The organism is Pseudomonas sp. Sample_20, from assembly GCF_004307585.1.
GTDB lineage: Bacteria > Pseudomonadota > Gammaproteobacteria > Pseudomonadales > Pseudomonadaceae > Aquipseudomonas > Aquipseudomonas atacamensis.
This window is the reverse complement of the sequence record NZ_RCOA01000082.1, coordinates 114691-132479: the sequence shown is the minus strand read 5'-3', so window position 1 is coordinate 132479 and position 17789 is coordinate 114691. Positions and strand designations below refer to the sequence as shown.

Below are 17789 nucleotides of genomic sequence, written 5' to 3'. Positions count from 1 at the left end.
TCGGCGGCGGTGGCGGTGGCGGCTTCAGCGGTGGCGGGGGCAGTTTCGGCGGCGGCGGTTCGTCCGGCGGCTGGTGAGATCAAAAGAATAATGAGCAGGCACTTTTCGACATGGCATTACTGACTGAACACGAACAACGCAAAGTCGCCGAGGCCATCGCCCGGGTCGAACGCGACACCGACGCCGAACTGGTCACGGTGCTCGCTGCCCGCGCCGACGATTACGCGTACATCCCGCTGCTCTGGGCCAGCCTGCTGGCGCTGGTGTTGCCGGGCATCGTCCACTACCTCACGGGCTGGCTGACCCTGCGCAGTCTGCTGTTGGTGCAGTGGGGCATGTTCATCGTCCTGTGCCTGTTGTTCCGTCTGCCGAAAATCACCACTCATCTGGTCCCGCGCCGCGTGCGCCACTGGCGCGCCTCCAACCTGGCGCGGCGGCAGTTTCTCGAACAGAACCTGCACCACACCGTGGGCAGCACCGGCGTGCTGATTTTTGTCTGCGAGGCTGAGCGCTATGTGGAGATTCTGGTGGACGAGGGGATTTCCAAACGGCTGGACAACAGCAACTGGGACGCGATTGTCGCGGCGTTTACCGAACAGGTCAGGCAGGGGCGCACGCTGGAAGGGTTTGTCACGTGCGTGGAGGCGTGTGGCGAGTTGTTGAAGGTGCACGTGCCGGTGACGCAGGTGCGGAACGAGTTGCCGAATCGGTTGGTGGTGTTGGGCTGAAGCAGTCCCGCATATTTGGCCTCTGTGGCGAGGGGATTTATCCCCGATCGGCTGCGTAGCAGTCGCAAAACCTGCGCACATGATTTGAAAGGCCGAACACAGAGGGCCGCTTCGCGCGCCATCGGGGATAAATCCCCTCGCCACAAAAGTCGGTGTCATGATTTTGCCGTTGGGTAAATAAGAGGGTGTCCCCAACCCTCATCCCCCCTAAAATACCCGCCATTCCCGATTCCGCCCGTCCGAGGCCGCTTGTCCATGTCCGTTTCCGCTTCTTCCGCGCCGTCCGCCAAACCGGCCGCCGATCACCACGCCCAGTTCATCGAGCTGCTGCGAGCCAGCCTCGACGACAGCGGTTTTATCAAATTGGTGTTGGCCAAATACGTCGGTGAAGAGGCGGATCTGCAACGGGTCATCATCAAACCGGTGACGGTCAAGGCGCAGCCGTGTCTGTCTTTCGTTTATCGCTACAAGACCCGCGACATCACCAAGAACCTGCCGCTGAGCGAAGGCGTGGCGCTGATCGCCGGGCTGCTGCCGACCTCGTTCAAAAATGCGCATTTACTGGCGCTGACCGACGAAGCGCAGCTGGAATACAGCAAAAAGGGCAAGAGTTCGCTGTTCAAGAGCAAACCTCAGCAATTGCGTGAAGCGCCTTCGGCCGAGCACAACCGCGAGAAAAATCGTTTCCTTGAACTGAGCCGCCCCTTCCTCAAAGACCTGGGCGTGACCAATGCGCAACACGAGCTGATCCCGGCGATGTCGCGCAAGTGGAAGCAGATCAACAAGTTCATCGAAGTGTTCAGCCATGCCCTGACCTCGTCGCCGCTGGCGCTGGACAAACCGGTGCGGGTCGCCGATTTCGGTTCGGGCAAGGGCTACCTGACGTTCGCCATTCACGACTACCTGCGCAACACGCTGAAGGCCGAGGGCGAAGTCACTGGCGTCGAGCTGCGCGAAGAAATGGTCAACCTGTGCAACGCCGCTGCGGCGAAGCTCGAGCATCCGGGGCTGGTGTTCAAGTGCGGTGACGTGCGCACAGTGGCGCCGAGTGAGCTGGACGTGATGATCGCCCTGCATGCCTGCGACATTGCCACCGATTACGCGATCCACACCGGCATCCGCTCGGGTGCGTCGATCATCATGTGCTCGCCCTGCTGTCACAAACAGATCCGCCTGCAGATCCAGAGCCCGGCGCTGCTCAAACCGATGCTGCAATACGGCCTGCATCTCGGCCAGCAGGCGGAAATGGTCACCGACAGCTTGCGCGCGCTGTTCCTCGAAGCGTGCGGTTACGAGACCAAAGTCTTCGAATTCATTTCGCTGGAACACACCAACAAGAACAAGATGATTCTCGCGGTGAAACGCGCCGAACCGGTCGATCCGACGCAGTTGTTGGCGAAGATCGCAGAGCTCAAGGCGTTCTACCATATCAGCGAACACTGCCTGGAAACCCTGCTGCGCGCCGACGGCTATATGCCTTAACAGGCAGCTGCAAGCTTCAAGCGGCAAGCTGCAAGTTGAAGCATGACGCTGGTGTGCCTGATATGGGTGATCTTGTTTTTTCTTGAAGCTTGAAGCTTGCAGCTTGCAGCTCAATTTAGGTCTACCTTGAATACTCCCCAGACCTTTCCCCGAGGAGTTTTCCCATGGCCGCGAAAAAGATCCTGATGCTGGTCGGCGATTACGTCGAAGATTACGAAGTGATGGTGCCGTTCCAGGCCCTGCAGATGGTCGGCCACACGGTCCACGCCGTGTGCCCGGACAAGTCCGCCGGCAGCACCGTGCGCACGGCGATTCATGATTTTGAAGGTGATCAGACCTACAGCGAAAAACCCGGTCACCTGTTCGCCCTCAATTTCGATTTCGCCAAGGCCCGCGAAGCCGATTACGACGCGCTGCTGATTCCCGGCGGTCGTGCGCCGGAGTACCTGCGGCTGAACGAAAAAGTCCTCGAACTGGTGCGCGCCTTCGACAACGCCGGCAAGCCCATCGCAGCGGTGTGCCATGGCGCGCAACTGCTCGCGGCGGCGGGTGTGCTCGAGGGGCGTGAGTGCAGCGCGTATCCGGCCTGCGCCCCGGAAGTACGTCTGGCGGGCGGCACCTATATCGACATTCCGGTGACCGATGGCCATGTTCAGGGCAATCTGGCCAGCGCTCCGGCGTGGCCGGCGCATCCTAAATGGCTGGCCGGTTTCCTCGGTCTGCTCGGTACGAAAATCACCTTGTAGTCGAGGCAGGCGACAGACCGCGGCTGCTGGTCTTTACTCTGAAGCGCGAAATCTCTCAATCGCCCCCAGGAGAAACAGACATGTCCGGATGGTACGAAGTGAGCAAAAGCAGCAATGGCCAATTCAGGTTCGTGTTGAAAGCGGCGAACGCCGAAACGATTCTGACCAGCGAACTCTACAGCACCCGCGCCGGTGCCGACGGCGGCATCGCCTCGGTGCAGGCCAACAGCCCGCTAGACGAGCGTTACGAGAAAAAATCGACCAAGGACGGCCACCCGTACTTCAACCTGAAGGCGGCCAATCACCAGATCATCGGCAGCAGCGAGTCGTATTCATCGGATGGCGCGTGCGACAAGGGCATCGCCAGCGTGAAGGCCAACGGCCCGACGAAAACCATCAAGGACAAGACCCTGCCGGTGCTCTGAAATCCGACATCAACCTGTGGGAGCGAGCCTGCTCGCGAAAGCGGTGTTCCAGTCACCTTTTGGGTTGGCTGATATGCCGTCTTCGCGAGCGGGCTCGCTCCCACAGGTGACTACATTCCATTGTGGGAGCTTGCTCGCGAAGGCGTCAGCCCGGCCAATATCAAACCTCAACCGGTACCGACAATTTCGGATCACCCAACGCATGGCTCTTGGCATCAAAGAACCGCAACTCAACCCCGGTACCTTCAAACACCTTGGCGTAGTGACGCTTCTGATGCTGGATGAACGCGGCGCTGCGCGGGTAAATCGAGATCGCCACGCATTTCGGTCGGGCCAGGCGCAACGCGCGCACCAGATGCGCATCCGGCTCGCCCAGCGCGTGGCCGAAGATGCACAGGCTGTCGCCATGGGCCAGTAACTGCTCGTAGCAGAACGACAGATAATCCGAGCTGCGAATGGTCTTGAGCTTGTCAGCGCTCGGCCCTTCGGTGACGAACAGCGGCACGTCATCCAGGGTCTTGATCGTATTGTTGATGGCGAAACTGCCGAGCAGGGTGCCCTCGGTCGAGGTCAGTTTGCGTGCGGTGCCGTCCTGATTGCGCACCAGATGCAGACCACCGTGCAGGTACAGCAGACGCGGTTTGTCGGTGGCGCTCTGGCTCAGATCGAAACTCGCGTCCGCGCCGTTGAACAGGTCGTCGATGGCCTCGCCCGGGTGTTGCAGCGCCCAGTAATTGAGCAGGTCGTAGTTGGTGGTGAACACCGTGCGATAGCGCGCCAGTTCAGCATTGAGCACCGCCAGCGTCGAAGGCTGCACCAGCCGCCACGGGATGTGCACCGCGTGCACGGTGTTGATCAGCGCTTCCTTGATCGCGTAATAGCGATTGCGCGGCGCCGCCGAGCTGACCGCCAGCGCCTTGTTGACCCGGCTGGTGGTTTTCAGGGCGCCCAGCACTTGCTCGAAGCTGCGGGTTTGCAGCGCGTCGAACACCGCCAGTTCCGATGGGCTCAGCGGTTTCTCTTCGACCGTACGGGCGTTTTCGAACAGCGAGTCGTATCCGAAGTCATCCCACACCGCGCGGCTGGCGCCATTGCCCACCAGCAAACCCTGGAAATCGTTCGCGGCGCGCAAGGCATTCCAGTCTTCGAGGGTGGCGTCGACATCGAGAAAATCGGTCATTGCGTGGGCGGTCTCAAAACAAAGGGCAGATGGACGGCGACTTTATCACGAGCGGACATTGAGCCAGATCAACATTGCTCGTGACCGATCGGTCGATCCTGTGTGCACCCGCCGAATCGAGGCAGTCGATCCGGCTTCAGTCAGGAGACACACGATGAGCAGCACCTTCTTCATTCCGGCGGTCAACATCATGGGCAGCGGCTGCCTCGACGAAGCCATGGTCGCGATTCGCAATTATGGTTTTCGCAAGGCGCTGATTGTCACCGACGCCGGGCTGGCCAAGGCGGGCGTGGCCGCAATGATCGCCGAGAAACTGGCGATGCAGGACATCGATTCGGTGATCTTCGATGGCGCCAGACCGAACCCGACCACGGCCAATGTCGAATCCGGTCTGGGACTGCTGAAGGAAAGCAAATGCGATTTCGTCGTGTCGCTGGGTGGCGGCTCGCCGCACGATTGCGCCAAGGGCATCGCGCTGTGCGCAACCAATGGCGGGCAGATCGGCGATTACGAGGGCGTCGACCGCTCGAGCAAGCCGCAATTGCCGCTGATCGCCATCAACACCACCGCCGGCACTGCCAGCGAAATGACCCGCTTCTGCATCATCACCGACGAATCGCGCCACGTGAAGATGGCCATCGTCGACCGCAACGTCACGCCACTGCTGTCGGTCAACGATCCGGAGTTGATGGTCGCGATGCCCAAAGGCCTGACCGCCGCCACCGGCATGGACGCGCTGACCCACGCGATCGAAGCGTACGTCTCGACCGCCGCCAACCCGATCACCGACGCCTGCGCTTTGAAGGCCATGAGCCTGATCAGCAGCAATCTGCGTCTGGCCGTGCGCGACGGCAGCGACCTCGCGGCGCGGGAGAACATGGCTTACGCGCAGTTCCTCGCGGGCATGGCGTTCAATAACGCCTCACTTGGATTTGTCCACGCCATGGCGCATCAACTCGGCGGCTACTACGACTTGCCCCACGGCGTCTGTAACGCCGTGCTGCTGCCACATGTGCAGAGTTTCAATGCGCTGGTCTGCGCTGACCGACTCAGGGATGTCGCCCACGCCATGGGCGCGGATATTCGTGGTTTTAGCGCAGAGGAGGGCGCGCAGGCGGCGATCAATGCCATTCGCAACCTTGCCAAAGACGTCGAGATTCCCGGCGGACTGCGTGAGCTGGGCGCGAAACTCAGCGACATCCCGGTGCTCGCCACCAATGCTTTGAAGGATGCGTGCGGACTGACCAATCCACGGGCGGCAGATCAGCGCCAGATCGAGGAAATTTTCCGCAACGCGTTTTGAATGAAGGCGCGCAGGCGAGCGAAGTCGAACAGTCCTTCGCTTGCTTCTGCGACCACGGTAAATGTTCGCACACGGCCCCAATCTGAAACCTGGCCGGCGATGTTGTGAACGGCGGATATACGGTACTGCCCGACTGCCAATGAGTGTGCAGCCGGTGTTTGCCATTTCCGGTCTCTTTCGACCGCTGCCCTGGCAATCTCCAGGCCAGTGTCCAGATCGAAAATACTGACGAAACCCTCGGCCCGTGTGACATCTCCCGACAACATCAGAGGCGCATTTACCTCCGCTCCCTCAAGCGGTACGAAGACGCCCGGGACGTCGATTTCGGGCCGCAGTCGCACCTCATATCCGCGCTCTTCGCTCCATTCGGACGTGATGCCTGCATACGTCTGGTGGGCGTGAATCTTCTGCTGGCCTGGAGCCTGGGCGCCGCTGATGCTGAACGCCCATCGTCCCTTTGCGCTGACCAGCCCTGCACCGAGCGAATGGGTGTTTTCAATGTTCCAGACCTGTACAAGCGCATCGGGTATGCCGCTGCCGAGCAACAATGTCGCAGGTCCCGTCGTGCTGGCTTCCTCGGGGTAGGTGATGGTCGGGGCCGGGGCAGGTTGTGACATTTGCTCGTCGCGAGTGCTCATCGTTCTTCTCGTCCATGGCTGATTTGAACGCTGAGGTTGGCATGACGTGCCTGAATTCGAACCTGTAAGAACTACCAGTCCTCCAGTCTTTTTTGCACGGTGATCAATTTCGTTTCCGTCTAAAAAACTGTCATTTGTGTCAGTTGTCCGGCGTGGCTTCTTCGGGTCGAATGCTCTCAGCGAGGGGATCGACGTCGATCTCTTGAGGAGCATACGAATATGTCGGAATCTATCGCGCCATTGTCCCCAAACGTGCAGTCAGCCGGGGAGCTGGATGCGCTCTTTGGTCTGCGAACGCTGAAATTCCCCGGAGCGGGCAAGACCATTGCCAAAGGCGTGGCGATCACGCCTTCGGGGCAGATCATGGTCAGCGCTACCGTCGAGCTATCGGGCCATTCGTACTACGGCCTTGCGCGGCTGGATGCCGATGGCAATCCGGATCCGGCCTTCGGCGACGGCGGATATCTCAATGGCGAGTTCGGCACAGGCTCGCTCACGCAAGGCGGGCCGTTGATTGTTGATGCGCTCGGACGGTTCTGGATGTGCGGTGTGATTGGCGTGGTCAAAGACCAGACGCTTGAATACCAGCAAGTCATCGCCCGGTTTCTGCCCGACGGTTCGCCGGATATCGAGTTCGGCGGCGACAGGAATGGCTACCTGATTGTGCCCATGCGGATTCCGGCACTCTTTGGGGCCACCCATGGGCAACTGCTGGTGGCGAAATCCGATCCGCAGCTTGCGCAGCCGGACAGGCTGCTGTTTGTGACAGCGCAAAAGGGCAGTGGCCTGTTGACGCGATTCCATCTCGATGGCTCGGACGACTTATCGTTCGCCAGCAACGGTTGGCTGCCCCTGTCGCTGCCAGGCGTGGCCATTTCGCTGTCCGGGATCATCCAGCTCGACGATGGGCTGATTCTGCTGCATGGCAAAACGGAAGTAACCAATCAGGGATTGGTCATGGCGTTCGACCACAACGGGAAAGTTGCACAAGCGTTCGGCGACAAGGGTGTACTGCTGTTGAACATTCAGCGCGATGGCAAGCTGCTCGAAAGCAGCGTGGCGGACATTGCTGTGCAAACGGCGCAGCGCCTGCTTCTGCTCGGTTCGGCGGTCGAGTCAACGCAAGGCACGAAACTGCAACACGGGTTCATCAGTGGTATTACCTACGCCGGCCAAATGGATGACGCGTTCAACAACCCTGTCCTCAGCCCGACGGCGCATGAACTCGACCTGAGAGGTTGGCAAGCAGGGTTTGCGCTGGATGACATCGCCGGCCAACGGATCGTTGCGGTCGGACAGACCTCTGGCAGCGCACGAGGCTTGTTGACGGGAGGCTTTCTGGTCGATGGCGCAGCGGATGATTCGTTTGATGTCGAGGGCGCGAAGGACGTTTCATGGCCAGCCATCGATGCCTGCCTGCAAGGCTCTTCGATCCTGGTGTTGGGTCGCAGGGACGACAGCGCGCAGCTGGTTCGCTTGCTGACCGCACCTGTCACAAAACAGCGCGCCAACATGGGCAACTGAGCAGTCAGCGGTAAAACCGGGCTATCCTGCCGGCTCGGATGAACCCTGCCTTCGAGCCCACCATGCTGCAAAAAAGCCTGATCCGCCGTCTCGACCTGATCACTCTGCAACTGTTCGTCGCCGTCCATGAGGAAGGCACGTTGACCCGTGCGGCTGCGCGCGAAGCCATCGCGGTGTCGGCGGCGAGCAAGCGCCTGATGGAGTTGGAGGAGGCGCTGGGCATCGCTTTGTTCGTGCGTCAGGCCAAAGGCATGATCCTCACGCCGGCCGGTGAAACCCTGCTGCACCATGCCCGGCAGATGCTCTTCAATGTGGAGAAGATGGGCCTGGAACTGGGCGAGCACAGCCACGGTGTGCGTGGTTACGTGCGCATGCTGGCCAATCTTTCGGCGATCATTCAGTTCCTGCCTGAAGACTTGCGCGACTTCTCCGCGCGGCATCCGCAGGTCAAGACCGACCTTGAAGAACGCCCCAGCGCCGGGGTGATTCAGGGCGTGCTCGATGGCGTCGCCGACCTCGGCATCTGCTCCGACGACAGCGACACCAAAGGCCTGCACAGCGTGTTGTACCGCCAGGACAAACTGGTGGTGGTGATGCTCCCGGAGCATCCGTTGGCTACGCGCGCATCGGTGACTTTCGATGAAACTCTCGACAGCGATTACGTCGGCTTGCACGCAGCCAGTTCGATCAACATGCGTACCCATGCGGCCGCGCGGCAGGCCGGCAAAGTCCTGCGCATCCGCATTCATGTGCCGGGATTCGATGCGGTGTGCCGGATGGTCCAGGCGAACATGGGCATCGGCATTCTGCCGCAGCGAGCCTATGAGTTATTTGGTCAGGCATTGGGCTTGCGCGCGGTGCCGCTGACCGATGCCTGGGCGGATCGCGCGCTGATTGTGGTGGTGCGCGATGAGGCAGGGTTGTCGCCGGTGAGCCGGATGTTGTTTGAGCATTTGCGCGGGAGGTAGATCTTCATTGCGGTTGATGGCCTCTTCGCGAGCAGGCTCGCTCCCACATTGAACTTGTGTGAATACAGAATCTGAAACCACTACAGAACCTTGTGGGAGCGAGCCTGCTCGCGAAGGCGGCCCTGAATTCACCACGCAATCACAGCGGAGCATTCGCATTTCGCGAACGCCCATTGCCGAGAGACGGCTGGATTCGCCGATCATCGTTCCTCTAGCCTTGGCGACATATTCCAAGAACAAGAGGTACCCGCGATGACTGCCCCTTTGAGTGCAATCAAAGTGATCGAGATCGGCACCCTGATCGCCGCGCCGTTTGCCGCGCGCATGCTTGCCGAGTTCGGCGCCGAGGTGATCAAGATCGAAGCCATGGGTCAGGGCGACCCGCTGCGCAAATGGCGCAAGCTGCACGAAGGCACATCGCTGTGGTGGTACCTGCAATCGCGCAACAAGAAATCCCTGGCGCTCAATCTCAAATCCGTTGAAGGCATCGAGCTGGTCAAGCAACTGGCCGGCGACGCCGACGTGATCATCGAAAATCTGCGCCCCGGTGCGCTGGAAAAACTCGGTCTGGGCTGGGACGTGCTGCATGCGCTGAATCCGAAGCTGACCCTGGTGCGTATCTCCGGCTACGGCCAGACCGGCCCGTACCGTGACCGTCCCGGTTTCGGTGCGATTGGCGAGGCCATGGGCGGCATCCGCTACACCACCGGCACACCCGGTTCGCCACCGGCGCGAGTCGGTGTCAGCCTCGGCGATTCGCTGGCCTCGCTGCACGCGGTGATCGGCGCGCTGATGTCGCTGTTGCGGGTCAAGACCGGGCAGGGCGGTGGACAGATCGTCGATGTGTCGCTGGCCGAAAGCGTGTTCAATGTCATGGAAAGTCTGGTGCCGGAATACGACATGCTCGGCCATGTCCGCGAACGCAGCGGCGGCGCCTTGCCGGGCATCGCGCCCTCCAATACGTATCTCACGGCGGACGGCGCCTACGTGGTGATTGCCGGCAACAGCGACCCGATCTACAAGCGTCTGATGCACACCATCGGCCGTGCTGATCTGGCCGACGCAGAAGAGTTCGCCCACAACGACGGCCGCGCGGCGCAGAGCGGTTTGCTCGATGCAGCCATCACACACTGGACCAGCAGCCTGCCAATCGACGAGGTACTGGCCGCCCTCGAAGCCGCTGAAGTGCCGGCCGGGCGCATCTACTCGGTGGCTGACATCGTCGCCGATCCGCACTATCAGGCGCGGGACATGCTGCTCGATGCCGAGTTGCCCGGTGGCGCAACGGTGAAGATGCCCGGCATTGTCCCCAAACTCTCGGAGACGCCCGGCGGGGTGAACTGGTCCGGGCCGAAACTGGGCCAGCACACCGACGATATTCTCGCCAATCTTGGCCTGACTGAACTCGACATCGAACGTCTGAAAGGCCAGGGGGTGGTGCAATGATCACTGACTATTCGCAAACCCTGATCGTCCAGGAAGTCTCGCCCCGCGACGGTTTGCAGATCGAGCCGACGTGGGTGGAAACCGCTGACAAGATCGCCCTGATCAATCAATTGTCACAGGCCGGATTCAGCCGCATCGAGGCCGGCTCTTTTGTCTCGCCCAAAGCCATTCCGGCCCTGCGTGACGGCGAGCAAGTGTTCAACGGCATTCAGCGTCAGCCGGGTGTTATTTACGTGGCGTTGATCCCCAACCTCAAAGGCGCGCAACGCGCACTGGCGGCGAATGCCGATGAGTTGAATCTGGTGATGTCTGCCAGCCAGACCCACAACCTGGCCAATATGCGCATGCGTTGCGAAGAGTCGCTGGCGGCGTTCGCTGACATCGTTGCGTTTGTCAGCGGTTCGGGTGTGCGCCTCAACGGCAGCATCGCCACCACGTTCGGTTGTCCGTTCGAAGGCCGGATCGATGAGGATCGTGTGCTGCAGATCGTTAACGCCTATCAGGAACTCGGCATTCAGGGCATCAGCCTCGCCGACACCACAGGCATGGCCAATCCGCGTCAGGTGGATCGCTTGGTGCGGCGCGTTTTGCAGCGGGTTTCGCCCGCCGATCTGACCCTGCATTTCCATAACACCCGAGGCCTTGGTCTGTGCAATGTGCTGGCCGCTTACGAGGCCGGCGCGCGGCGCTTCGATGCGGCGCTGGGTGGCCTCGGTGGCTGTCCGTTCGCGCCGGGGGCGTCGGGCAACATCTGCACCGAAGACCTGGTGAACCTGTGCGCTGAAGTCGGCATTCCCACCGGGATCGATTTGCCGCTGTTGCTGAAGCTTTCGCGCGGCTTGCCGGCGCTGCTGGGCCACGAAGTACCCGGCCAACTGGCCAAGGCCGGGCGCAACTGCGATCTGCATCCGATGCCGACCTGAGACACACCAGTACCCCTTTGGGAGCGGGCTTGCCCGCGATGACGGCAGCAAATTCAACGAAAGCGTTAGCTGAACTGACGCCATCGCTGGCAAGCCAGCTCCCACACAAAAGCGCTCCACAGTGAGCGTCATCACCAGACAACAAAAACAATCGGACGCCCATCGGCAGTCCGCCTGGAGAAAATCTATGAGCCTCAATGTAATGGAGGCGGGCGAGAATCCGTCCGTCGATCACGACGCCGAAAAAGCCCTGATCAGCAAAGTCGCCTGGCGCCTGATGCCGCTGATTATGGTCTGCTACCTGTTCGCCTTTTTCGACCGCATCAACATCAGCTTCGCCAAATTCCAGCTGCAGACCGACCTGAGCCTGAGCGACACCGCGTATGGCTTGGGCGCCGGGTTGTTCGTGGTCGGTTACGTGCTGTTCGAAGTGCCGAGCAACATGATGCTGTACAAGGTCGGCGCACGGCGCTGGATTGCGCGGATCATGATGTCGTGGGGCGTGGCGACGGCGGCGATGGTCTTCGTCAACAGCGAATGGCAGTTCTATGCGCTGCGCTTCGTCATCGGTGCGATGGAAGCCGGCTTTGCCCCGGGCGTGCTGTATTACCTGACCCTGTGGTTTCCGCAGCACTTCCGTGGCCGCATCACCTCGATGCTGTTCCTTGCCTCGGCGTTTGCCGGGCTGGTCGGCGCGCCGTTCTCGGGCTTGGTGTTGCAACACCTTGACGGCGTGTTGCAGATGCGCGGCTGGCACTGGTTGTTCCTGCTCGGAGGCGTGCCGTGCATCGCCCTCGGTTTCTTGGTGCTGACGCAGCTCAAGGACCGCATCGAGGATGCGCACTGGCTGACCGCTGACGAGAAGAAATTGCTCTCCAGTCGCATCGCTCATCACGAACCACACAAGAGCGGCGGCTCATTGCTCGCGGCGCTGAAAATTCCCGGGTTCCTGACGTTGGGTTTGATCTACTTCCTGATCCAGGTCGCGTCCTACGGTTTGAATTTCTGGGCACCGCAATTGATCCGCAGCGCCGGCACCGAAAGCCCGGTGATGATCGGCCTGCTGACCGCCATTCCGTACATCTGCGGGGCGATCAGCATGGTGGTGATCGGGCGCTTGTCAGACGCCACCGGTGAACGGCGCAAGTTTGTCGCCGGGCTGGTGATCGTCGGCGCGATCGGCTTTTTCAGCGCAGGAATCTTCGCCAGCCACACGACCTTCCTCATCGTCGCGCTCGGCCTGCTCGGCGCGGGCATCATCGCTTCGATTCCGAGCTTCTGGACCCTGCCACCGAAACTGCTGGCGGGCGCCGGTGCCGGCGCGGCAGGCGGGATCGCGGTGATCAATACCCTGGGGCAATTTGGCGGGATCGTCAGCCCGGTCATGGTCGGACGCATCAAGGACCTCACCGGCAGCACCACCCCGGCGCTGTACGTCATCGGCGTCGCCGCGCTGATTGCGGCCGCTTTGCTGTTGTGGGGCTTGCCGCAGAAGTTGCGTACGCTGGACAAGTATTGAGATTGGCGGCGTCGGCGATGACGCCTTCGCGAGCAGGCTCGCTCCCACATTTGCAATGCGGCTTTCCTGTGGGAGCGAGCCTGCTCGCGGATTGCGGCTTCAGACACATGAGAAGATTCGCAGGCCTGATCCGTTGAATCCTTCGATGCAGAAAGGGATAGTGCGCGCCTGGAAATATCTTCAAGGAGCGGGAAGTGACAATGAAGTCCACGTGGATCACCGCTGCGGCGCTCTGCGGGTGGTTGATGGCTGGGCAGGCGTTGGCCGATTGCACGCCGCCTGCGCTCAGTGGCGAAGCGGACTTTTCTTTGTGCAAGAACTGGCCGGCTTATCCGCAGCTGACGATTACCGCGCTATCGACGTTCGTGCCCGATCCGGTCTATGGCCAGGACGGCAGGGTGGGTTCATACGATCTGGCTCTGGCCGTCACTACCGCTGGCAGCCCCAAGCCGCTGGCGACCTATCATCAGCGGTCGGCGTTTCTCTCCGATGCCATCGCGCTGGATAGTCTGGAGCTGGATACGGCGCGTTATAAACTCACGTCCGACCTCCGTGCCTTCGGCGTACGCGCCCATTTCAAAGGCTCGTCGCGCGTCAATCCGCTGGATGAAACCCTGCTGTCGCTCTACGTGAAAGAGGGCGACAAACTGCGCCCGGTGCTGGACCGTTTGGTCGTCTACAGCTTCAGTGGCGAATGGGATGGCAATTGTGCCGGAGAGCGCTCGGAGACGGTGCGTACGCTTGAGATGGGCAAAACCAGTTCCCATGGTTACGCCGATATCATTGTCCGCTCGGTCACCACGGGGCTGGTCGGTGAGGGGCCACCCGACACCTGCGAATCGAAGACCACCCACGAAAAACCGGTGCTGACCACGTTGCGCTATGACGGCAAAACCTACGTTTTGCCGCAAGGTTTCAAGGGCATGTGACTGGTGTTACTGATACGAATACTTCAAGGAAGAATCATGAATCTGCATCTCCGAATCTATATCGCCCTCGGCTTGTTCGCGCTTACGGCTCAGGTCCATGCCACTTGCGAAGTAGAAAAATTCGACGGCCATACTCTCTCGCGCTGCAAAATCTGGCCTGCGTTCAACACTCAATCAATTGCAGCGAAGGCCACCTTCGTTCCCGATTCCGCGGGTGCTCAAGACGGCGTGTTCGATCTGGCACTGTCAGTAATCACCGCCACGACGGGCAACACAGTCGCCAGTTATGCCAAACCCGGCGCTTACAACTCCGATGCGATCAGCTTCGATGATCTGATCATCGATACGGCGCGTTACCGCTTGGCGGCGGATGTCCGTGCGTTCGGGCTGCGATCGACGTTCATGAGCCACGGTTCCAGAGCGAATCCGTACTCCAAAACCGACCTGGCTTTGTATGTTCGCGAAGGCAATCGCTTACGCCCAGTGCTGGAAGGCCTGGTGGTGCGCAAGGATTTCGGTGAGGGTACCGGGGAGTGCGATACGCGAGACACACGCATTCGCAGGACTGTCGAAATCGGCTCATCCAGCCACAACGGGTTTGCGGATCTGATCGTCAGTTCCAGCGGTTCGTTGATGGAATCTTTCACTTCAGGCAAACAATGCGCTTCGAAAACCACCAACCTGAAGAATACCCGGGTCACCCTGGTCTACGACGGCCAGCAATATGTCGTTCCCGAAGACCTCAGAGGTTACTGATTCGATGCTTACCGGTCTTAACCACCTCACCCTGGCCGTCCGCGATCTGCAGCGCAGTCTGGCGTTCTATCGCGATGTGCTGCAATTGGACGTCGAAGCGACGTGGGATAACGGCGCCTATTTGTCACTGCCCGGACTGTGGTTGTGCTTGTCAGAAGATCCTCAGCGCAGTGGGGAGCCGGGCGCGGACTATACCCATTACGCTTTGAGCGTGAGCGCGGCAGATTTCACTTCACTGGTTGAGACGTTGAAATCGGCTCAGGTGCCGCAGTGGCGAGACAACCGTAGCGAGGGCGCGTCGTTCTACTTTCTCGACCCCGACGGCCACAAGCTGGAAGCCCATGTCGGCGATTTGCAGTCGCGGCTGGCTGCGTGTCGGCAGAAACCGTACCCCGGCATGCGTTTTAACGACGCGCAGTGATCGGGCGCAGTCGGCTGATATAGACTGGCCGCCACGTATTCTGGCGCTTGCAGGTTTCTCATGACTCCATCATTGCTGTTGGCCGTTCTGGCTTCGGGTTTCATCTACGGGATCACGCCCGGGCCGGGCGTGCTGGCGGTGTTTGGGATTGGCGCGGCCCATGGGCGGCGCGCCGGGGCGGGTTTTCTGTGTGGGCATCTGCTCGGCGATGTGATCTGGTGCAGCACCGCGCTGGTGGCGATTGTCGGTGCGCGGGAAATCGGCAGCACCGCGTTCGATGTGCTCGGCGTGCTCAGCGCGGTGTACCTGTTCTGGCTCGGCTGGCGTGCGGTGCGTGCCCAACGCCGTAGCGGCGACGAGGCGCAAGGCGCGGCGCGGCAGCCGTTCTGGCACGGCATCGTCTTCGGTCTGACCAATCCCAAGGCCTATCCGGTGGCGGTGGCGACCTTCACGGCGCTGCTGTCGAGCCGCGCCGAACTGCTCAACTGGTCGATGCTGCCGGCGCTGATCGCCCTGAGCTTTATCGGCGGTGCGCTGGCTTACGCTATCCTCATCGGCGTGGTCGGCGCGCAGCGGGTGCGCACGGTGTATCAGCGTCATGAGCTGCTCATCACCCGTTTATGCGGCGTGATGTTTATCGGCTTCGCCATCAATGCGTTGATGCACGCGCTGCCGGGGCTGCTGCCGAACAAGACTTGATGAAATGGGCAGGGACGCGCAATCACGATCATGGACGATTGAAATCGCTGCACTGCGCGGACACCCCGTAGAACCATGCAAAGCCCTAACCCTGCGCCGCTGGCGAGCTACATGGACCTGTTGCTGGACGCCGTTTGCGCGGTCGACAAACAGGGCCGTTTCGTTTTTGTCAGCGCTGCCTGCGAGCGGATTTTCGGCTACACGCCTGACGAACTGATCGGCCGCTCGATGATCGAGCTGGTGCACCCGGCCGATCGCCAGCGCACCCTCGCGGCCGCAGGCGAAATCATGGGCGGCGACCCGAAGCACAATTTCGAGAACCGCTACCTGCGCAAGGACGGCAGCGTCGCGCATATTTCCTGGTCGGCGCGCTGGTCGGAGGTCGACCAACTGCGCATCGCCGTCGCCCGCGATATCACCGAGCGCAAGCAGGCCGAATCGCGGCAAGCGGCGTTGTACGCAATTTCCGAGGCGGCGCATGCGGCGGAGGATCTGCTGGCGCTGTTCAAACGCGTCCATTTGCTCATTGGCGAGTGGCTGCCGGCGCTGAATTTTTCCGTGGCGCTGTACGACGAAAACTGCGGGCAGCTGAGTTTTCCCTATCACGTCGACGATCACGAATTGCAGCCCGAGCAGCCCGGCACCGTCATCGGACGGCTTTGCGCGCAAGTGATCCGCAGTGGCCAGCCAATGTTGCTGACCCCGGACAGCGCCGATGCCACGCCCGACTTCGCTGCGCTGGTGGCGGAGCAGAACGCGCCTTGCTGGCTCGGCGTACCGCTGAGCTCAAAAAACGGCACCATCGGCGCCTTGATCGTCAAAAGCCTCGCTGGCGGCGAACGCTACACCGAGCAGGACAAGGAACTGCTGCAATACGTCTGCGCACAAGTCGCCACGGCCATCGAACGCCAGCAACTGCATGCGCGGCTCAAGCGCATGGCGCAATACGATCAACTGACGCAACTGCCCAACCGCGAACTGCTGCGTGACCGGCTCAGGGCTGCGCTGGCCCATGCGCGAACCGTGCACGGACATATGGCGCTGCTGTATGTCGATCTGGATCGCTTCAAACAGGTCAACGACACCCATGGCCATGCCGTCGGTGACATGCTCCTGCAAACCGTGGCCAATCGGCTGAAAGGCTGCGTGCGTGAAATCGACACTGTGGCGCGTATCGGTGGCGATGAGTTTGTCGTGCTGTTGCATAGCGTGCATGCCGCCGAAGATGCCGACAGTGTCGCCGGAAAAATCCGTCAGGTGCTGGCGCAGCCCATGCGCCTCGACGGCCATGACCTGCGTATCGAACCGAGCATCGGCGTGGCGCGTTTCCCTGAACACGGTGAAGAAGAACAGCAACTGTTCCGGCATGCCGATCAAGCCATGTATGCGGCCAAACGCCTGAATCATCGGGCCTTGGGCATCTGAAGCGAGCGCACCGTTCGTCGCGGTCCCGGCAGATTTTCTAAACCTTTGAACGCCAAAGCCTTCTTAACTGAGGCGGACAATTGTCCGCCGCGACTATTTGAGCAGCGGGCGAATCACGGCCCGCTTGAATTTTCAACGAAGGAGGGCGCGACCATGAGCCGGATGGCCACCCGTTTACGTAACGTCAGTTTTGCAACCCTGCTGGGCCTGTGCGCCAGCAGTGCGCTCGCCCAGTCGCCTGCCGAATTCATCAACGATGCCTCCGCCAAAGGCATGGCCGACATCGAAGCCAGCCGTCTGGCCCACGGCAAGACCGAATCGAAAGAGGTCAAGGATTACACCATCGTAGTCATTAACGACCGCACCACGGCCAACCAGCATTTGGCGAAAATCGCCAAGAAGCTCGACCTGCCGGTTGCCCCCCGCGAAGAACTCGCCGACAAGGCCAAAGAGTTGATGCCAGAAGTGAAGGACGGCGCGACATTCGATCAGGCCTACGCCGCCAGTCAAGTCAAGGCGACCGAAGAGGCCATCACCCAGATCGAGCAACAGGCACAGACCACCGACGTGCCGGAAATCAAAGCGTTTGCCGATGAGACTTTGCCGAAGCTGCAAAGCCATCTGGAGAAGGCCCGGGCGTTGCAGGCCAGTCGCTGACTTCGGCGTATTGTTGCAGC

At 60.8% G+C, this 17789-nt stretch carries 18 protein-coding genes; 16 read left to right on the top strand and 2 right to left on the bottom strand.

Annotated elements, in window-relative coordinates; genetic code table 11:
- Positions 1-110: 110 nt before the first annotated feature.
- From D8U70_RS18050 to D8U70_RS18035, 4 genes are all read left to right on the top strand, one after another.
- Positions 111-728: a TPM domain-containing protein gene (locus D8U70_RS18050; RefSeq protein ID WP_024011959.1), complete on the top strand. Its 618-nt coding sequence runs from the start codon at positions 111-113 to the stop codon at positions 726-728.
- Between the two features lie 255 nt (positions 729-983).
- Positions 984-2210 carry an SAM-dependent methyltransferase gene (locus tag D8U70_RS18045; protein ID WP_076566334.1) on the top strand — a complete coding sequence of 409 codons (1227 nt, stop codon included), beginning with the start codon at positions 984-986 and terminating at the stop codon, positions 2208-2210.
- Positions 2211-2374: 164 nt separating this feature from the next.
- Positions 2375-2956, top strand: coding sequence for a DJ-1/PfpI family protein (locus D8U70_RS18040; RefSeq protein ID WP_076566336.1), 582 nt, complete (start codon positions 2375-2377; stop codon positions 2954-2956).
- Between the two features lie 80 nt (positions 2957-3036).
- Positions 3037-3381 carry a YegP family protein gene (locus D8U70_RS18035; RefSeq protein ID WP_076566339.1) on the top strand — a complete coding sequence of 115 codons (345 nt, stop codon included), beginning with the start codon at positions 3037-3039 and terminating at the stop codon, positions 3379-3381.
- A 160-nt stretch (positions 3382-3541) separates the two neighbouring features.
- Here the strand turns inward: D8U70_RS18035 and D8U70_RS18030 are convergent, their stop codons facing one another.
- On the bottom strand, positions 3542-4561 hold the full coding sequence (locus D8U70_RS18030; RefSeq protein WP_130929438.1) for a DUF4917 family protein: 1020 nt from the start codon (positions 4559-4561) through the stop codon (positions 3542-3544).
- A gap of 154 nt (positions 4562-4715) precedes the next feature.
- Between D8U70_RS18030 and yiaY the strand changes: the two genes are divergently transcribed.
- Complete coding sequence (gene yiaY / locus D8U70_RS18025; protein ID WP_073475809.1) at positions 4716-5864, top strand: L-threonine dehydrogenase; 1149 nt, start codon at positions 4716-4718, stop codon at positions 5862-5864.
- Here the strand turns inward: yiaY and D8U70_RS18020 are convergent.
- Positions 5825-6502, bottom strand: a complete 678-nt coding sequence (locus D8U70_RS18020) for a hypothetical protein (RefSeq protein ID WP_177433981.1) — start codon at positions 6500-6502, stop codon at positions 5825-5827. The two genes, yiaY and D8U70_RS18020, sit on opposite strands and share 40 nt — an antisense overlap.
- Before the next feature lie 363 nt (positions 6503-6865).
- Between D8U70_RS18020 and D8U70_RS18015 the strand changes: the two genes are divergently transcribed.
- From D8U70_RS18015 to D8U70_RS17960, 11 genes are all read left to right on the top strand, one after another.
- Entirely contained in the window at positions 6866-8026 is a 1161-nt protein-coding gene (locus D8U70_RS18015) for a hypothetical protein (RefSeq protein WP_241664671.1), read from the top strand.
- A gap of 62 nt (positions 8027-8088) precedes the next feature.
- Positions 8089-8994 carry a LysR family transcriptional regulator gene (locus D8U70_RS18010; RefSeq protein ID WP_130929436.1) on the top strand — a complete coding sequence of 302 codons (906 nt, stop codon included), beginning with the start codon at positions 8089-8091 and terminating at the stop codon, positions 8992-8994.
- Between the two features lie 252 nt (positions 8995-9246).
- On the top strand, positions 9247-10440 hold the full coding sequence (locus D8U70_RS18005) for a CaiB/BaiF CoA-transferase family protein (protein ID WP_130929435.1): 1194 nt from the start codon (positions 9247-9249) through the stop codon (positions 10438-10440).
- The gene (locus D8U70_RS18000; protein ID WP_130929434.1) at positions 10437-11363 is read left to right on the top strand and encodes a hydroxymethylglutaryl-CoA lyase; all 927 of its coding nucleotides are present in this window, start codon (positions 10437-10439) and stop codon (positions 11361-11363) included. The genes D8U70_RS18005 and D8U70_RS18000 overlap by 4 nt, the downstream gene beginning before the upstream one ends.
- Before the next feature lie 187 nt (positions 11364-11550).
- The gene (locus D8U70_RS17990; RefSeq protein ID WP_130929433.1) at positions 11551-12882 is read left to right on the top strand and encodes an MFS transporter; all 1332 of its coding nucleotides are present in this window, start codon (positions 11551-11553) and stop codon (positions 12880-12882) included.
- Between the two features lie 194 nt (positions 12883-13076).
- Positions 13077-13811: a hypothetical protein gene (locus tag D8U70_RS17985; RefSeq protein ID WP_130929432.1), complete on the top strand. Its 735-nt coding sequence runs from the start codon at positions 13077-13079 to the stop codon at positions 13809-13811.
- 36 nt (positions 13812-13847) lie between these two features.
- Positions 13848-14567, top strand: coding sequence for a hypothetical protein (locus D8U70_RS17980; protein WP_122691685.1), 720 nt, complete (start codon positions 13848-13850; stop codon positions 14565-14567).
- Positions 14568-14571: 4 nt separating this feature from the next.
- Positions 14572-14988: a fosfomycin resistance glutathione transferase gene (fos, locus tag D8U70_RS17975; RefSeq protein ID WP_122691684.1), complete on the top strand. Its 417-nt coding sequence runs from the start codon at positions 14572-14574 to the stop codon at positions 14986-14988.
- A 60-nt stretch (positions 14989-15048) separates the two neighbouring features.
- Complete coding sequence (locus tag D8U70_RS17970) at positions 15049-15687, top strand: LysE family translocator (RefSeq protein WP_016771303.1); 639 nt, start codon at positions 15049-15051, stop codon at positions 15685-15687.
- Between the two features lie 75 nt (positions 15688-15762).
- Positions 15763-17112 carry a sensor domain-containing diguanylate cyclase gene (locus D8U70_RS17965; RefSeq protein WP_130929431.1) on the top strand — a complete coding sequence of 450 codons (1350 nt, stop codon included), beginning with the start codon at positions 15763-15765 and terminating at the stop codon, positions 17110-17112.
- Positions 17113-17265: 153 nt separating this feature from the next.
- A complete protein-coding gene (locus D8U70_RS17960) occupies positions 17266-17769 on the top strand; it encodes a DUF4142 domain-containing protein (protein ID WP_130929430.1) in 504 nt (167 codons plus the stop codon).
- The last annotated feature ends 20 nt before the right edge of the window (positions 17770-17789 follow it).

Excerpts from the sequence above, each read along its gene's own strand:
- D8U70_RS18050 (WP_024011959.1), top strand. The coding sequence starts at position 111 with ATGGCATTACTGACTGAACACGAACAACGCAAAGTCGCCGAGGCCATC.
- D8U70_RS18045 (WP_076566334.1), top strand. The coding sequence starts at position 984 with ATGTCCGTTTCCGCTTCTTCCGCGCCGTCCGCCAAACCGGCCGCCGAT.
- D8U70_RS18040 (WP_076566336.1), top strand. The coding sequence starts at position 2,375 with ATGGCCGCGAAAAAGATCCTGATGCTGGTCGGCGATTACGTCGAAGAT.
- D8U70_RS18035 (WP_076566339.1), top strand. The coding sequence starts at position 3,037 with ATGTCCGGATGGTACGAAGTGAGCAAAAGCAGCAATGGCCAATTCAGG.
- D8U70_RS18030 (WP_130929438.1), bottom strand. The coding sequence starts at position 4,561 with ATGACCGATTTTCTCGATGTCGACGCCACCCTCGAAGACTGGAATGCC.
- yiaY (WP_073475809.1), top strand. The coding sequence starts at position 4,716 with ATGAGCAGCACCTTCTTCATTCCGGCGGTCAACATCATGGGCAGCGGC.
- D8U70_RS18020 (WP_177433981.1), bottom strand. The coding sequence starts at position 6,502 with ATGAGCACTCGCGACGAGCAAATGTCACAACCTGCCCCGGCCCCGACC.
- D8U70_RS18015 (WP_241664671.1), top strand. The coding sequence starts at position 6,866 with ATGGTCAGCGCTACCGTCGAGCTATCGGGCCATTCGTACTACGGCCTT.
- D8U70_RS18010 (WP_130929436.1), top strand. The coding sequence starts at position 8,089 with ATGCTGCAAAAAAGCCTGATCCGCCGTCTCGACCTGATCACTCTGCAA.
- D8U70_RS18005 (WP_130929435.1), top strand. The coding sequence starts at position 9,247 with ATGACTGCCCCTTTGAGTGCAATCAAAGTGATCGAGATCGGCACCCTG.
- D8U70_RS18000 (WP_130929434.1), top strand. The coding sequence starts at position 10,437 with ATGATCACTGACTATTCGCAAACCCTGATCGTCCAGGAAGTCTCGCCC.
- D8U70_RS17990 (WP_130929433.1), top strand. The coding sequence starts at position 11,551 with ATGAGCCTCAATGTAATGGAGGCGGGCGAGAATCCGTCCGTCGATCAC.
- D8U70_RS17980 (WP_122691685.1), top strand. The coding sequence starts at position 13,848 with ATGAATCTGCATCTCCGAATCTATATCGCCCTCGGCTTGTTCGCGCTT.
- fos (WP_122691684.1), top strand. The coding sequence starts at position 14,572 with ATGCTTACCGGTCTTAACCACCTCACCCTGGCCGTCCGCGATCTGCAG.
- D8U70_RS17970 (WP_016771303.1), top strand. The coding sequence starts at position 15,049 with ATGACTCCATCATTGCTGTTGGCCGTTCTGGCTTCGGGTTTCATCTAC.
- D8U70_RS17965 (WP_130929431.1), top strand. The coding sequence starts at position 15,763 with ATGCAAAGCCCTAACCCTGCGCCGCTGGCGAGCTACATGGACCTGTTG.
- D8U70_RS17960 (WP_130929430.1), top strand. The coding sequence starts at position 17,266 with ATGAGCCGGATGGCCACCCGTTTACGTAACGTCAGTTTTGCAACCCTG.